This window comes from Vibrio sp. 1F279 (genome assembly GCF_041439815.1).
Classification (GTDB): domain Bacteria; phylum Pseudomonadota; class Gammaproteobacteria; order Enterobacterales; family Vibrionaceae; genus Vibrio; species Vibrio tasmaniensis_A.
On record NZ_JBGOOU010000044.1, the window covers coordinates 19913 to 36468 of the forward strand.

At 44.1% G+C, this 16556-nt stretch carries 13 protein-coding genes and 1 pseudogene; 5 read left to right on the forward strand and 9 right to left on the reverse strand.

Features of this window, described 5'->3' with window-relative positions; genetic code table 11:
• The first annotated feature begins 268 nt into the window (after window positions 1-268).
• Window positions 269-853: a 5'-deoxynucleotidase gene (yfbR, locus tag ACED60_RS22400; protein ID WP_371728524.1), complete on the forward strand. Its 585-nt coding sequence runs from the start codon at window positions 269-271 to the stop codon at window positions 851-853.
• 54 nt (window positions 854-907) lie between these two features.
• Window positions 908-2251, forward strand: a complete 1344-nt coding sequence (locus ACED60_RS22405; protein ID WP_017098781.1) for an anti-phage deoxyguanosine triphosphatase — start codon at window positions 908-910, stop codon at window positions 2249-2251.
• A gap of 26 nt (window positions 2252-2277) precedes the next feature.
• On the opposite strand, the gene ACED60_RS22410 is transcribed toward ACED60_RS22405, so the two are convergent.
• On the reverse strand, window positions 2278-2877 hold the full coding sequence (locus tag ACED60_RS22410) for a tRNA-uridine aminocarboxypropyltransferase (RefSeq protein WP_371728525.1): 600 nt from the start codon (window positions 2875-2877) through the stop codon (window positions 2278-2280).
• Between the two features lie 9 nt (window positions 2878-2886).
• Between ACED60_RS22410 and rrtA the strand changes: the two genes are divergently transcribed.
• Window positions 2887-3429, forward strand: coding sequence for a rhombosortase (gene rrtA / locus ACED60_RS22415; protein WP_371728526.1), 543 nt, complete (start codon window positions 2887-2889; stop codon window positions 3427-3429).
• Here rrtA and ACED60_RS22420 read toward each other — a convergent pair.
• The 8 genes and pseudogenes from ACED60_RS22420 to ACED60_RS22455 form a co-directional block, all read right to left on the reverse strand.
• A complete protein-coding gene (locus ACED60_RS22420) occupies window positions 3426-3725 on the reverse strand; it encodes a ComEA family DNA-binding protein (protein WP_135384069.1) in 300 nt (99 codons plus the stop codon). The genes rrtA and ACED60_RS22420 overlap by 4 nt on opposite strands.
• A 221-nt stretch (window positions 3726-3946) precedes the next feature.
• Entirely contained in the window at window positions 3947-5812 is a 1866-nt protein-coding gene (gene ppiD, locus ACED60_RS22425) for a peptidylprolyl isomerase (RefSeq protein ID WP_371728527.1), read from the reverse strand.
• A gap of 219 nt (window positions 5813-6031) precedes the next feature.
• On the reverse strand, window positions 6032-6325 hold the full coding sequence (locus tag ACED60_RS22430) for an HU family DNA-binding protein (RefSeq protein WP_012604504.1): 294 nt from the start codon (window positions 6323-6325) through the stop codon (window positions 6032-6034).
• Window positions 6326-6495: 170 nt separating this feature from the next.
• A complete protein-coding gene (lon, locus tag ACED60_RS22435) occupies window positions 6496-8847 on the reverse strand; it encodes an endopeptidase La (RefSeq protein ID WP_017076773.1) in 2352 nt (783 codons plus the stop codon).
• 132 nt (window positions 8848-8979) lie between these two features.
• Window positions 8980-10260: an ATP-dependent protease ATP-binding subunit ClpX gene (gene clpX, locus ACED60_RS22440; protein ID WP_004736081.1), complete on the reverse strand. Its 1281-nt coding sequence runs from the start codon at window positions 10258-10260 to the stop codon at window positions 8980-8982.
• 81 nt (window positions 10261-10341) lie between these two features.
• A complete protein-coding gene (gene clpP / locus ACED60_RS22445; protein ID WP_004736080.1) occupies window positions 10342-10968 on the reverse strand; it encodes an ATP-dependent Clp endopeptidase proteolytic subunit ClpP in 627 nt (208 codons plus the stop codon).
• Window positions 10969-11073: 105 nt separating this feature from the next.
• Window positions 11074-12372 (reverse strand): trigger factor, encoded by a 1299-nt coding sequence (gene tig / locus ACED60_RS22450; protein WP_004736079.1) that lies wholly within the window; start codon window positions 12370-12372, stop codon window positions 11074-11076.
• Between the two features lie 335 nt (window positions 12373-12707).
• Window positions 12708-12890, reverse strand: a pseudogene (locus tag ACED60_RS22455) (hypothetical protein); the annotation flags it as partial.
• A gap of 163 nt (window positions 12891-13053) precedes the next feature.
• On the opposite strand from ACED60_RS22455, the gene ACED60_RS22460 reads away from it, so the two are divergent.
• Together ACED60_RS22460 and ACED60_RS22465 are read left to right on the forward strand one after the other, a co-directional pair.
• Window positions 13054-14895 (forward strand): ATP-binding protein, encoded by a 1842-nt coding sequence (locus ACED60_RS22460; protein ID WP_371728528.1) that lies wholly within the window; start codon window positions 13054-13056, stop codon window positions 14893-14895.
• Between the two features lie 97 nt (window positions 14896-14992).
• Window positions 14993-16342 (forward strand): sigma-54-dependent transcriptional regulator, encoded by a 1350-nt coding sequence (locus tag ACED60_RS22465; RefSeq protein ID WP_371728529.1) that lies wholly within the window; start codon window positions 14993-14995, stop codon window positions 16340-16342.
• The last annotated feature ends 214 nt before the right edge of the window (window positions 16343-16556 follow it).

Here is a 16556-nt window from a genome sequence, read left to right on the forward strand (position 1 = left end):
TTCTATGCTTAAAAGGCTCCTATTTAGGAGCCTTTTTTGTATCCGCTGTCTCGTGTCCCTGTGCAAACACAAGATACGAGTGGAGCATTGCTTATACCAATCACAGTAAGTAAGTGTTCAGAAATAGCGCAGGGAAAAAACTTGAGAACAAGGCAGAATTTTTTGGTAAGTAGTTATTCTACAATCAAAAATTCTAACAAAGTTATCGAGTTTTTTAACAAGCTAAGATGACCAGTTATTTACTACGATTGGTACTAAAAGGACTCTTATGAAACAAAGCCATTTCTTTGCCCATCTTGCCCGTATGAAGCTGATTCAACGCTGGCCCCTGATGCGTTCAGTCTCAAGCGAGAATATTTCAGAACATAGCCTACAGGTGGCTTTCGTCGCCCACGCCTTGGCATTAATTAAAAATAAGAAGTTTGATGGTCAGCTCAACCCCGAGCACATTGCTCTGCTTGGCATGTACCACGATACCAGTGAAGTGCTAACAGGTGATTTGCCGACGCCAGTTAAATACTACAACCCAGACATCGCACAAGAGTATAAGAAGATAGAAGCGGCAGCAGAGCAAAGACTGCTTTCAATGCTGCCAGAAGAGTTCCGAGACGACTTCTCCCCGTTTTTGGTCTCTGGAACAGCAAGTAAAGAAGAGCAAAGCATCGTTAAGCAAGCCGACACCATCTGTGCTTACCTGAAATGCTTGGAAGAACTCAGCGCAGGTAATCATGAATACGAACAGGCCAAACGCAGGCTTGAAGAGACGCTATCACAACGTAAAAGCCCGGAAATGGACTACTTTCTCACCACATTTGCGCCGAGCTTTGAATTATCACTAGACGAGATAAGCTAGCTGAGTATAAGTTGAGTGTAATTAGCTAAATAAATCAATTTGATAGGTGCTATTTTGAATTCTCCACTCGAACCACCATTTAAACTCGAACAAGAATGGCAACATCGAAATGACGATGAACATAAAATAAGGCGTGATGACCACCGTAGCCCGTATCAACGCGATCGTGCGCGGGTGCTTCACTCTGCCGCTTTTCGCCGCCTCCAAGCAAAAACCCAAGTTCATGGCACCACGGTAAACGATTTCCACCGAACTCGCCTTACTCATTCGCTAGAAGCCGCTCAGCTAGGTACCGGTATCGTTGCCCAGCTGAAAAAAAAGCAGCCCGAGTTTCGAGATTTGTTGCCTTCAGACAGTTTGATTGATTCATTGTGTCTTGCTCACGACATTGGCCACCCACCTTATGGGCACGGTGGCGAAGTCGCGTTGAACTATATGATGCGCGATCATGGTGGCTTTGAGGGCAATGCTCAAACATTTCGCATTGTCACGCAGCTAGAACCTTACACTGAACATCACGGGATGAACCTATCTCGACGCACTTTGTTAGGTTTGATTAAGTACCCTTCTCTGCTGAGTGAGGTTCAAGCTAAATTGCAGTCTGAACCCGTAAAGCATCAACGACAGCTCCGAGCTAAAGATTGGATGCCAGCAAAAGGCATCTACAATCATGATGAAGAGTTGTTTAACTGGGTGCTTGAACCGCTTTCAAGCAGCGACCAACAGCTCCTAAAACAGAAAAGAAAAACACACACCGAGCCTCTTGAACATAACAAGACCAAATATAAGTCGCTGGATTGTTCGATTATGGAGTTGGCTGATGACATCGCGTATGGCGTACACGATTTAGAAGATGCGATTGTGCTTGGCTCTGTGACCAAAGCTCAGTGGGTCGAATCGGCTTACCCTCAACTTAAAGAGATGGCCGATCCTTGGATTTGTGAACACCTAGATTCAATTACAGAGATGCTTTTCTCTGGTGAGCAGTATCGTCGAAAGGATGCGATTGGTGGGATAGTCAACGCTCTGTTGACCAGTATTTCGATTGAACGAGTAGATGCTAGATTTGAGAATGTACTGCTTGCTTACAATGCGGTGCTTGAACCGAGCATGGACGCCACACTCGACAAACTGAAACACTTTGTCAGCGAGTTCGTGATTCAAGTGCCACAGGTTCAAGTGATAGAATATAAAGGTCAGCAGATTATCATGGATATGTTTGAAGCATTCAGCGCAGATCCTGAACGCTTGCTGCCACTACCTATCAAGAAGCAATGGCTACAACATCAAGATGAGTCTCGAAAAATGCGCGTGATTGCGGATTACATTTCATCAATGACCGATGATCTTGCGCAGAAAATGCATCAGCAACTGTTCTCAGCTCATACCGAGTTTTAATTCCTGGCTCACTTTACTGAAACAGCTTAATCTAAGTAGTTTTTCTCAAACACGCCCGGCGGCATTTGATTGATTTGAAACTGAATCATTCGGTCAAATGCCGTTAGCAGAGGGCTAAAGTCTCGATCATTTTCTAACAAGCTCAACAGATGATAACCCGCCTCTACTGTCGAAAGGCTGTTTTCACTTGGCGCTTTGCGAATTCGGTAATTACCCTTGAGATCTTTCGGCAAGTGAACCGTATTCAGCGCATGCAAGTTACTCGATACTTGCCACATTTTGAACGCCTTCTTCCACGTACCATCCAATAAAATCACACGCAGCTTCTTATTTGGAGATGTTGCCGGCTCAACTGAAACAGAGTTTTCACTTGGGTATAAAATCACATGTTGATACTGCTCATCAGCCAGCAACTCGTTAAGTTGTGTATTCTCTGAGAAGTCTTCACCCACAAGCGTCACACTGTTTTTTAGAGACAAAGAGAGAATACGCGCAGTTCCCATTGGGCGATGCTCTTCTGATGGATGCTGAAGAATGATAAGCTCAACGTTCGATTCTAGTGGCGTAACCCACTGACATATACAAGCTTTCAAAGCCTTGCTGCATTGGCGGCAATAACGAGACATGGATTTAATGTGTACCCTGTTTTAATTTTCACTTCACTTTTATGCGTCTTATTCCAACTAGAGCCTGTGCAGGCTTGGGTAGTTTGGGATAAAAATGCGATCGCCGATGGGCAATGGTGGCGGATCCTAACAGGAAACTTTTCACATACCAACTACTCGCACCTTCTGATGAATCTAGCCAGCTTATGGATCATCAGTTATCTGTTTCAACCGAGTAAAAAACAGCTTGCTCTTGCTCTGCTTGTGATTAGTTTAGTGACTGGGGTCGCTTTGTTGTTTTCGAGTATTCAGATCTATGTTGGCCTATCTGGCTCTTTACATGGGTTATTTGGCTTATTCGCGCTCAGTGAGGCTTTAAACGGTAGGAGATCAAGTTGGCTGTTAGTGTTGGGATTAATCGCTAAAATCGCTTGGGAGCAGCTTGTTGGCCCTTCTAGCACGACTGGCGAACTAATTAATGCTCGTGTCGCGATTGAAGCCCACCTAGCAGGTGCACTGGCCGGAGGCTTCATATCTATCGCTTCATTTCTAACAAGTAGACAAACGGATTAAAGTTGAATTCTTTCGCGGTTCTTTTTAACCGTGGCTTCACCTATCCCTTTCACACTCACCAAATCATCAGCAGTCGTAAACACTCCGTTTTGGTCTCTGTAATCGACGATCTCTTGAGCTTTCTTATCCCCAACACCAACCAATAGTGCTGATAGTTCTTCTGCTGTCGCGGTATTGATATTGACCGTAATCTCAATGCCATCGTAAAGCTCTGCCTTAGTTGGGCTGTCTGCATACGCTGCAGGGCTTAACAGAATCAGAAATGTAAGAAATAGTGTTGAATATATCGTGCGCATAAATCGTTCCTTTGTTCAAAAAACGTAACTTATGCATTTGCTGCGCTAGATAAAACACTCACCAGGCAAAAATAAAGCGGGTCACCTAAGTGACCCGCTTCGTTATACATCTAATTTTCATCAACTTGTTAGCTGGCTCGCAAACCGAGTTGCTGCACTACTTTCAAGTTGCATTCTCAAGTTGCATTACTCGGCAGAAGACTACCGAGTAAATTCAAAGCTTATTGAGCTTGACCAACGATGTAGTATTCAACGTCTGCATTTTTACGCAGTACGTTTAGTACATTAGTAAGGTCTTGTTGATTACCAACGCGCTCCAACTGTGCACCAATTTGAGTGCTGTAAGCTGGGTTGATTTCAGCCGTTACTTTAGAAAGCTCAACAACAACGATGTTACCGTCTTGGTCTTTAGATTGACCAAACACAGCTTGACCTGCTTCTGGTTTCGCTAGAGCGAATACAGACGCCGCTAGTGGCGAGTTACGGTCAATCGTTTCAAGTTCAGTGAACTCAAGGTTGTTTTCTGCAAGTACTGCTTCGTTACCTTGCTTAAGCTCGTTCACTAGAGAAACACCTAGCTCAACTGCTTGTTGCTCAGCTTGTACAGCAGACAATGCAGCGACAACTTGATCTTTCACTTCAGCTAGAGGAAGAACTGTCTCGTCGCGAGTCTCTTCTACACGAACAACAATCACGTGCTCAGGTGCAACTTCGATAACTTCAGAGTTCAGACCGTCTTCTTTCACTTCAGGGCTCAAGATAGCTTGCATAACTGCAGGCGTCATCAGAACTTCCGGAGCGTCAACTTGAGAGATGAAATCTGTTGTCGTGATCTTCGCATTGATAGCTTCTGCAGAATCATCTAAGGAATCTGGGAATTCAAACGCTACTTTTTCTAGTTCAGTTTGCTGTTCGTAGAACTGGTCTACAGCATGCTGATCTAGTAGTTCTTGCTTAATCTCAGCCGCTACTTCTGTATAAGGCTGAGCTTGAGACGCTTTTACTTCGTCTAGCTTGATGATGTGGTAGCCAAAATCAGATTTAACTAGGCCAGTAGTATCGCCAATATTCTCAAGAGCGAAAGCCGCGTCTTCGAATGCTGGGTCCATAACATCGCGTTCAATCCAACCTAAGTCACCGCCAACATCTGCACTACCGAAGTCGTCAGATTTCTCTTCCGCTAGCGTAGCAAAATCAGCGCCTGCATTTAGCTCGTCTAGGATTGACTGAGCTTTCGCTTCGTCATCGCCTTGAACTAGAATGTGGCTAACTTTACGTTGCTCTTCAGTTGAGTACTTGTCTAGGTGCTCTTGGTAGTATTTCTGTGCTTCTTCATCGCTTACTTCAAGCTGAGACTTAAGTGCTTCAGCTGAAAGCTCGATGTAAGACACCTTAGCTTGCTCTGGACGAGTGTAAGCTTGAGGGTTCTCAGAATAATACTGTTCGATTTGCTCGTCAGTTAGTTCGATGCCTTTCGCTAGATCAGCAACAGACAGGGTCACTGTACGAATGTCACGAGTTTGAGCAATAAGTTTGCTTTGTGTATCGATTTCGCCTTGAAGAACAAATTCACTGCCTTGAAGCGCAGTCACAAGCTGGTTACGCATTAGGTCACGACGCATGTATTCAGCAAAGCTTTCTGCGCTGAAACCTGCACGACGCAGTGCTGATTGGTAAACTTCTTGATCAAATTGACCAGCAGTTTGGAACTGAGGCATTTCTAGAATCATTGTACGGATTTGAGAATCACTGATTCGTAGGCCTAGTGACTCAGCTTGCTGCTCAAGTAGAACATCGTTGATCATGCGATCAAGTACTGACTTACGGAAAGACTCCACGTATGCAGGGTCTGCAAGCATTTGAGCGAAGTAATCGCCAAGTTGAGACTGCATACGATTACGTTCGTTTTGGTAAGCTTGTTCGAACTCACCACGAGCAATTTCTGTGTTGCCAACTTTAGCTGCTGCGTTGTTACCGCCACCGGTGATGTAGCTGCCTACACCTGCGAATACGAATGACAGGATAATCAACCCAAGGATAATTTTTACCGCGATGCTATTCACGCCTTCGCGTAATCGATCCATCATAATTTAAGTGCTCTCCGGATATGAAGCATTGGCTTCAAAATAAAATCTATTCACGCGATATTATCAGAAAAAGAAATGCGCATCAGTAGGATGCGCATAATTTAAATAAGTTCAATGTGCTTTGCACACATACTGTCTAAGAATGAAACATCATTTTTCAAACAGTAAACGCATTTTACTGCCTTCCCCTCTCTAAAAGCGAGGTTTCAGCAGTGAAAATTAGTTACATGCGTCTTTAAGTGCTTTACCTGCTTTGAAGCCAGGTACTTTAGCTTCTGCGATTTGGATCTCTTCACCAGTTTTTGGGTTACGACCTGTACGAGCAGCACGAGTACGAACACTGAAAGTACCAAAGCCAACAAGTGCAACTTGGTCACCTGATTGTAGCGTTGTGCCAACTGCTTCGATGAAAGCGTCTAGAGCGCGACCAGCTGAAGCTTTAGAGATGTCTGCGTTTTCTGCGATTGATTCTACTAGTTGTGTTTTATTCACTGTTTTTCCCCTATGTGTCATCTGTGACTACTTCTCGATGACTGTACGTTCCATTTTGGTTTTAATTTAGCCGCAAGCCTTATTGCAAAAGGGCTGCCGCTTTAGTCAAATAACTTAGCGTCCAAAAAAAACGCTGACAAGCCTTTTCGGGTCTATCAGCGTAATTCTTTACTTATTTTTGCTATGCATCACTATTTTTTCACGTCAAACTCGACCCCTGACGGATCTCGTTCTAGCGCGACTTTAAGTACTTCATCAATCCATTGGACCGGAATCACCTTTAAGTCAGCGATTACATTGTCTGGAATCTCTTCCAAATCACGCTCATTGTCTTTAGGAATCAAGACAGTTTTGATGCCGCCACGGTGTGCTGCAAGCAGTTTTTCTTTCAAGCCACCGATAGGTAAAACTTCACCACGAAGGGTAATTTCACCTGTCATACCGACCTCAGCTTTCACCGGATTACCCGTTAAGCTAGATACCAATGCAGTACACATTGCGATACCCGCACTTGGGCCATCTTTTGGTGTTGCACCTTCCGGTACGTGAACGTGAATATCACGTTTCTCGTAGAAATCTGTGTTAATACCCAGATTTTCCGCACGAGAACGAACCACAGTCATGGCTGCTTGAATCGACTCTTTCATCACATCGCCAAGAGAACCGGTTTGCGTTAGCTTACCTTTGCCTGGCATTGATTCAGTTTCGATAGTCAGTAGGTCACCACCCACTTGAGTCCACGCTAAACCAGTCACTTGACCGATACGGTTACTCTCATCCGCTTTACCAAAGTCATGACGTTGAACGCCTAAGTACTCTTTCAGGTTATCAATGTTAACCGTTACAGACTTAAGGCTGCTGTCTAGCAAGATATTCTTAACTGCTTTACGACAAATCTTCGAGATTTCACGCTCTAGATTACGCACACCCGCTTCACGCGTGTAATAACGAATAATGCCAACGATAGCTGAATCTTCGATATTAATCTCGTGAGGCTTAAGGCCGTTACGTTGGACTTGTTTGTCCAGTAAGTGACTTTTAGCGATGTTCAGCTTTTCATCTTCTGTGTAACCCGACAGACGAATCACTTCCATACGGTCCAGTAACGGGCCAGGAATGTCCATTGAGTTAGACGTTGCAACAAACATGACGTCTGACAGATCGTAATCTACTTCTAGGTAGTGATCGTTGAATGCAACGTTTTGCTCTGGATCTAACACTTCTAGAAGCGCTGAAGATGGGTCGCCACGCATATCAGAAGACATCTTATCGATTTCATCTAATAGGAACAGTGGGTTCTTAACACCAACTTTAGACATCTTCTGGATCAGTTTACCCGGAAGTGAACCGATGTAAGTACGACGGTGACCGCGGATTTCCGCTTCGTCACGTACGCCACCAAGAGCCATACGAGTGTACTTACGGCCCGTTGCCGCTGCAATCGAACGGCCTAGCGAGGTTTTACCTACACCAGGAGGACCAACAAGACAAAGGATTGGACCTTTTAACTTGTTAATTCGATTTTGTACTGCCAAGTATTCAAGGATACGTTCTTTAACACGCTCTAAGCCGTAGTGGTCTTCATTCAAGACCTCTTCCGCTTTCGCTAAATTCTTTTTAACTTTTGAACGCTTAGCCCAAGGAACACCAACCATCCAATCAATGTAGCTACGTACTACTGTTGCTTCAGCAGACATTGGCGACATCATTTTCAGTTTTTGCAGTTCTTGCTCGGTTTTTTCACGAGCTTCTTGAGGCATTTTTGAATCTTCGATCTTCTTCTTCAGAGTCTCGAATTCATCAGGTGCGTCATCCATCTCGCCCAGTTCTTTCTGAATCGCTTTCATTTGCTCATTCAGGTAGTACTCGCGCTGAGATTTCTCCATCTGCTTCTTAACGCGGCCACGAATGCGTTTTTCAACTTGCAGGATGTCAATTTCTGACTCCATCTGGCCCATTAAGAATTCCAGACGTTCAGTCACATCTGCAATTTCTAGAACGTGCTGCTTATCAACCAATTTAAGTGGCATGTGCGCTGCAATCGTATCGGCTAGGCGTGCAGCCTCATCAATACCGTTCAGAGACGTTAGAACTTCTGGTGGGATTTTTTTGTTTAGTTTAATAAAGCCTTCGAATTGATTGATCGCGCTGCGAACAACCACTTCTTGTTCTTTTTCGTCAAGTTCTGAGGTTACAACGTATTCGGCATCCGCTAAGAAAAACTCACTCTCTTTGAACTGGTGAATTTTTGCACGCTGCTGACCTTCGACAAGTACTTTCACAGTACCATCAGGCAGCTTTAGCAACTGAAGAATAGTAGCGACGGTACCTACGTTAAATAGGTCGTCGATTGAAGGCTCATCAGTGTCCGCTTCTTTCTGTGCTACAAGTAGTACTTGTTTGTTAGCTTCCATTGCCGATTCAAGGCAAGTAATCGATTTTTCACGACCGACAAACAATGGAATAACCATGTGTGGGTAAACCACTACATCACGTAGAGGTAGCACGGGGATTTCGATACGCTCGGAACGTTCCAAGTTCATATATTTCTCTCTTCCGCTTTAACTTATAAAGCAGTATATGGGGCTTAAACGACTGGATTCAATGGAAGAATAAAAAAAAGGAGGTAATTGCTTACCTCCTTTTTCAATTTGAGTGACTTGTCTAAAAAAGACCTACTCTGCAACCGCTGCTTGGTTATCTGAGTTGCTGTAAATCAACAGTGGTTCTGACTCACCATTAATTACCGACTCATCTATCACAACCTTGCTTACATCTGTCGAAGATGGCAGTTCGTACATAGTTTCTAGTAGAACACCCTCTAAGATAGAACGCAGACCACGAGCACCCGTTTTACGTTCCATTGCTTTCTTCGCAATTGCACGTAGAGCATCGTCGCGGAATTCTAATTCAGTCTCTTCGATTTCAAATAATGCTGCGTACTGCTTAGTAAGCGCATTCTTCGGTTCACAAAGAATTTGAACTAGAGCTTCTTCGTCAAGTTCTGTCAATGTCGTTGTCACGGGTAGACGACCAATGAATTCCGGAATTAGACCGTACTTCACGAGATCTTCAGGTTCAACTTGAGTGAACAGTTCACCCACAGTTTTTGCTTCATCTTTTGAACGCACTTCTGCGCCAAAACCAATGCTCGAACCTTTTTCTACACGTTGCTCAATCACTTTATCTAGGCCAGAGAACGCTCCGCCACAAATAAATAGGATCTTAGACGTGTCCACTTGCAAGAACTCTTGCTGTGGATGCTTACGACCACCTTGAGGTGGAACTGAAGCAACTGTACCTTCAACAAGTTTAAGTAGAGCTTGCTGTACACCTTCACCAGACACGTCACGCGTGATTGATGGGTTTTCAGCTTTACGAGAAATCTTGTCGATTTCATCGATGTAAACAATGCCGCGTTCTGCTTTCGCAACGTCATAATCACACTTCTGAAGCAACTTCTGGATGATGTTTTCAACATCTTCGCCCACATAACCGGCTTCGGTTAGTGTTGTTGCATCTGCCATTGTGAATGGAACGTCTAGGAAACGAGCCAGTGTTTCAGCCAGTAGCGTTTTACCACTACCAGTAGGACCGATAAGAAGAATGTTACTCTTACCTAGCTCTACGCCTTCAGCTGTCGTGTCACCATTACGCAAACGCTTGTAGTGGTTGTATACCGCAACTGCTAGCACTTTCTTCGCGTATTCTTGACCGATTACATAGTCGTCAAGATGCTCACGAATCTCACGCGGCGTTGGCAGCGATTCCGATTCTTTCTTAGGAAGAACATCTTTAATTTCTTCACGAATAATGTCGTTACAAAGATCGACACATTCATCACAAATGTAAACAGAAGGACCTGCGATTAACTTGCGAACTTCGTGTTGGCTTTTGCCACAGAAAGAGCAGTAAAGCAGTTTACCGCTACCACCCTCTTTGCTTTTATCTGTCATTCGCTAACCTCTTAGCCTTTACTCTCTATGCTTGAGTGTATATCAATTTGAATCACTTTGCGTTAAACAATTGCCGTGCAATTATTGACCGCGGTGATTAAGAACTGAATCTACCAAGCCGTATTCTACTGCTTGATCAGCAGACATAAAATTATCACGATCTGTATCACGCTCAACAACTTCTAAAGGCTGACCAGTATGCTCTGCCAATAGTTTGTTTAGCTTTTGCTTGATCGTTAGGATCTCTTGCGCGTGAATTTGAATATCAGACGCTTGGCCTTGGAAGCCGCCAAGTGGCTGGTGAATCATTACACGTGAGTTTGGAAGCACGTGACGCTTACCAGGAGTACCACCCGCTAGTAAGAATGCACCCATAGAGCAAGCTTGACCCATACAGACTGTGCTCACGTTTGGCTTGATGAACTGCATTGTGTCGTAGATAGACATGCCCGCTGTTACGCTACCGCCAGGTGAGTTGATGTAAAGATAGATATCTTTGTCTGGGTTTTCTGATTCCAAGAAAAGCAGTTGAGCCACGACAAGGTTTGCCATGTGGTCTTCCACTTGACCTGTTAAGAAAATGATACGTTCTTTTAATAGACGAGAATAAATATCGTAAGAACGTTCACCACGGGAAGTCTGTTCAACCACCATAGGAACTAGTGCGTCCATAATCGATGGCATTGTATTTTTTTCTTGGTAGCTCATATTCTTATGTCCCTAAAATAAATGGCCCGAATGATTAAATCATACGGACCATTGTTAGCAGAATTGTTGACCGTACGTCAACCTTCTACGTCAGATATTACTATATTAAGCAGGTTGCTGATTCATTAGCTCGTTGAAGCTAACTTCTTTATCAGAAACTTGAGCTTTAGCGATGATTGCATCAATAGCTTGCTCTTCTAGAGCAACATTGCGCATGTTGTTCATCATTTGCTCATTTTGCTCGTAGTAAGCAATAACTTCAGTTGGATCTTCGTATGCTGTAGCCATCTCTTCGATGATAGCTTTAACTTTCTCGTCGTCAGCTTTTAGTTCTTCAGTCTTGATTACTTCACCAAGGAGAAGACCTACAACTACGCGACGTTTAGCTTGCTCTTCGAACAGCTCACGTGGAAGTTGGTCAGCAGCTTCAGTGTTGCCACCAAAACGTTGAGCAGCTTGTTGACGTAGAACACCGATCTCTTGATCGATTAGAGCAGAAGGTACGTCGATGTTGTTTTCGTTAACTAGACCGTCGATTGCTTGCTCTTTGATGCGGTTCTTAACAGCTTGCTTAAGCTCACGCTCCATGTTCTTACGAACTTCAGCTTTAAGGCCTTCAACGCCTTCAGCTGCGCCGAACTTAGAAACGAATTCTTCGTTTAGTTCTGGAAGCTCACGAGCTTCAACTTTGTTCAGCTTGATAGAGAACTTAGCAGCTTTACCTTTTAGGTTTTCAGCGTGGTAATCTTCTGGGAAGTTTACTTCGATTTCGAATTCCATACCTGCTGTTTTACCAACGATACCGTCTTCAAAACCAGGGATCATGCGACCAGCACCCATCTCTAGTGGGAAGTTCTCAGCTTTACCGCCTTCGAACTCTTCACCGTCGATAGAACCAACGAAGTCGATAGTTGCACGAGAACCAGCGTCAGCAGCAGCTTCAACTTCAGTCCAAGTTGCTTGTTGCTTACGTAGAGTTTCGATCATCTCTTCAACGTCAGCTTCTTTAACTTCTACTGCTGGTTTCTCAACAGTGATGTTTTCTAGACCTTTCAGCTCAACTTCTGGGTAAACTTCAAAAGTTGCGTTGAATACTAGGTCAGCGCCTTCGTTGTTTTCAACTGGTGCGAAAGTAGGTGCGCCAGCTGGGTTGATTTTCTCTTTAACGATCGCTTCGATGAAGTGACGTTGCATTACTTCGCCCATCACGTCTTGACGTACTGCTTTGCCGTACATTTTAGCAACCATCTTCATAGGCACTTTGCCTTTACGGAAACCATCGAAACGACGGTTTTTCGCGATGTTGCGTAGTTCAGCTGTAACTGCATCTTCGATGTTAGCAGCAGGAACAGTAATATTAAGACGGCGCTCTAGGCCTTCTAGCGTTTCAACAGTAACTTGCATTATATAAACCTCAAAACTGGCTCAGTAATCTGAGCATATGAGCCGTAACTTAGCTTTAATTCAAAAGCCGACGTTGTTGGCTGCATTCTTGTGTAGTGCTCTATCCGAACACCTAATTTAAAATCGAGCATTGATGTCTGAATTGATTATTCAACCAAACACCAGACTAATCAGCGATATCTTCGTTCTTCACATGCTTATTGAACGTTCTCACGCAGTTATAAAACGTTTTCACGCACTTATAAAAAGCAGTGAAGCTTGTTTTCGGAAACAAGAAAGGTATCTCCGATTAGCCTCAGGACAGAAATTTTAGATGCGACATTCTAGCGATCTGTTTAATCTCTGTCGAGCCGTTCACCTCTGCATGATGATGAATGCTCTAAATTCGTCCAACTAAATGATACAAAAACGATCAAATCATCACTTAGCACAACAGAAATGGGGACAATAGCGACTTTTTCAAGGGAATCGAGGGCTTTTTTTGCTAAAAACCTTAAAAAGAGATCTTGCTCTTGTTTTACCCCTCAGAGTCGATAACTTTTTCAACAATCCCCGTTACAAACCCTTAACCTACCCCCACCTGTCGACTTTCTCCTTTCAGCAAAAACTACCGCTATTTGCTACCATAAATGAGAGAAGACGGGCTTGATTGATTACCAAAGAAATTAGCGGAGAGCCTTCATGTTTCAAGCTTTTAGAATCCCAATACTATTAATGGCCATATACAGTCTACTGATGGTCTTTGGCGGTCATTGGGTGTGGAGTACAAGTCATGAAAGTTTGTTAAATGATCATCAATCTAAGCTAGACCGCTTTTCGGTTCATATTTCAAGCCAACTGGATAAGTTCGCGCACATTCCCGAGCTGCTTTCAAAAGACAAAGAGCTGGTCGATGCCCTTCACTCTCCAAGTAACTCTGCGCAAATCGAACTCACCAATCGCTATCTAGAGCACGTAAATTCGGTGATTCAAGCGTCCGACACGTATTTATTAGACAGCATTGGCACCACTATCGCAGCCAGTAACTGGAATCAACCGCATTCTTTTATTCGTCGAAACTTTGCTTTCCGTCCCTACTATCAAGAAGCCATTCAAGGTAATGAAAATCAATATTTTGCGCTAGGTTCAACGTCTGGGAAGCGAGGCTATTATTATTCTTACCCCGTCTCCTATGCCGCTGAGATTATTGGCGTCATTGTCGTAAAGATGGATTTATCGCTGATTGAAGCAAGTTGGAAAGGCAAACAGAGTTTTTTTGTTGCTGACGATAAAGACCAAATCGTATTCATGTCGAGTAATCCTGAATGGCTGTTCAAGAGCCTTCAGCCGCTGAGCCAAGCACAGCAAGCTCGAATTCAAGAAAGCAGACAATATCTCGATACCAAAATAGAAAGCCTTCACTTCTCTGGTGATTTCGAGAGTGCGACTAGCAATATTGAGTCTCCGCACAAGCTCGTCCAAGAGCAATTCTTTAGCTCTTTACGCTTCTTAGCCGAACCGAAACTCACCATACGAGTATTTTCTCCGACCCACTTAGTTTGGTGGGACTTGGTGGCTTACCTTGTAGTTCTCAGCCTTATCTTTGCGATTATTTATCTAACGATGCAGCTCAATCACCATCGACAACAAAGGCGTGCCCAAATTGATAGGCTGCAATCTGAAGCCAAGCAAAAGCTAGAGTTTCAAGTGCTTGAGCGCACATCAGAGCTGCATGTCGAGATTAAACATCGTATCGAAACCGAACATGTACTGAGACAAACACAAGACGAACTCATCCAAGCCGCCAAACTGGCGGTGCTAGGGCAAATGTCGGCAAGCATAAGCCATGAGTTGAATAACCCTCTCGCTGCGATTCGCAGTTATGCCGACAACGGCCGACTGTTTCTTGCCAAAGAAAAGACCGATCGTGTCGATGACAACCTCTCGCGAATCTCGGCGCTCACTGATCGCATGGCGAAAATCAGCCACCAGCTTCGCTCTTTTGCAAAGAAATCCACCGCGGAAGAATTACATACGTTGCAGATACTTCCCGTATTACACTCGTCAAGAGAGCTGATGAAACCACAACTCAAGAGTGAACGAGTTAAGGTTAACGAACTCCCTGAAATCTTTGATGCTTGCGTGCTCGCCAACGCTATCCAATTGGAACAAGTGATCATTAATTTGCTGACCAACGCGATTCAGGCGATGGAACAACAAGACAACAAGCAATTGGCTATTCTGTTAGAGATTAGGGAATCCGACCATCGACAAGCCAGCACCTTGCTGATTCATGTCGATGATAATGGCCCCGGCTTCACTTCCCCTTCGAGCGGAGATTTTTTTGAACCTTTCCATACCACCAAGAAAAACGGACTTGGACTTGGGTTATCGATTTCTCAACAAATAATCCGCGGAATCAACGGCAAGCTCGTTACCGGTCACAGCCCTCAAGGTGGCGCTCGGTTCAGCATAGAGTTGCCCCTTGTTGAGCAAGAACAAAAAGAAAAAAAACCAACACCCAAACCAAAAACAACAGACTGAGATTAAACCGTTAGCAAGCTAGCTATTGAACAAGCGAGTCAACCAACAAGCAAAAAACTCAGCGATAATCAGAATACAAAGAAGTAAAGGAATCACTATGTGTCACGTCTATTTCATTGATGATGAATCCGACCTAAGAATGGCGATTGAACAGAGCTTTGAGCTCGCCGATATTGAAGCGGAGTTCTTTCCCGATGCCGAATCTGCTCTGCTCGCAATTCAAGAGAACGGCTTACCCCACGTAATCATCACTGATATCTGTTTACCGGGTATTTCCGGGCATGACTTGCTCAACACCGTAATGCACAAAGACAAAGAAGTCCCCGTAATCATGATCACTGGCCACGGCGATATCTCCATGGCCGTGCAAGCAATCCAAGACGGCGCCTATGACTTCATTGAAAAGCCGTTCGCCAATGAACGTCTAATCGAAACTACTAAGCGAGCGATAGAAAAACGCCAACTTACCCTTGAGAATCTTGAATTGAAGCGCTCTCTCAAGGCCAGTAAAGCGCTTGGACCAAGAATCATTGGTGACACGCAATCAATGACCGAACTGCGTTCTATCATCACCCACGTTGCCGACACTAACGCCGATATTTTGTTGTTTGGTGAGACAGGCACGGGCAAAGAATTAGTCGCACGATCCCTACATGAGCAAAGCAGTCGACGAGAACAAAACTTTGTTGCCGTCAATTGCGGGGCGGTTCCAGAAAATCTGATTGAAAGTGAGTTGTATGGCCATGAAAAAGGCGCATTCACAGGTGCTGAGAGTAAACGCATTGGCAAGTTCGAGTTTGCTCAAGGCGGAACCCTATTCTTAGATGAGATCGAATCCATGCCGATGCAGGCACAAATTCGCCTGTTACGTGTCTTACAAGAACGCGTCATCGAAAGAGTTGGCTCAAACGGATTGGTCCCACTTGATATTCGAGTAATCGCCGCAACCAAAGTTGACTTGAAAAAGGCAGCTGAAGAAGGGGCTTTCAGACAAGACCTTTACTACCGATTGAATGTTGTCACCCTAGATTTACCGCCGTTGAGAAGCCGCCAAGAAGATATCCCAGCACTCTTCCACCACTTCTTACTGGTCGCTGCGGCACGTTATGGCAAAACAGCCCCGGCAATTCCACAGAAAGAACTGCACGAGCTTTTAGCCCACGATTGGCCGGGAAATGTACGAGAATTGCGTAACACTGCGGAGCGTTTCGTACTTTTAGGTAAACTATCTCACTTATCAGACAGCACTTCGGAGTCGACCCAACATTTGTCGTTAGCAGAACTGGTTTGTGATTTTGAGAAAAACATGTTAAAGCAAGCGCTTATTGAGTGTAATGGCAGCATCAAAGAGACGATGGATAGACTACAACTTCCCCGAAAAACACTCTACGATAAGATGCAAAAACACCAGCTAGTGAAAGAGTCATACAGACAAAACGAAAACTAAATTAGATTTGGGAGCAAGATCACCTATACTTATTTTGATAACAGGATGTTATGCAATCAAAGTAATAAGGAAATAACTATGGGTGAGAAAACAAGAGTTCCCTCGATCACCGATACTTTCGAGATAGATGGTATTTTTTATACTGACAATCATGTCGATCTATACCCGTGATCATTGAAGGAGCTTGATTTTTTGCAATGAGAAGATCATGCTA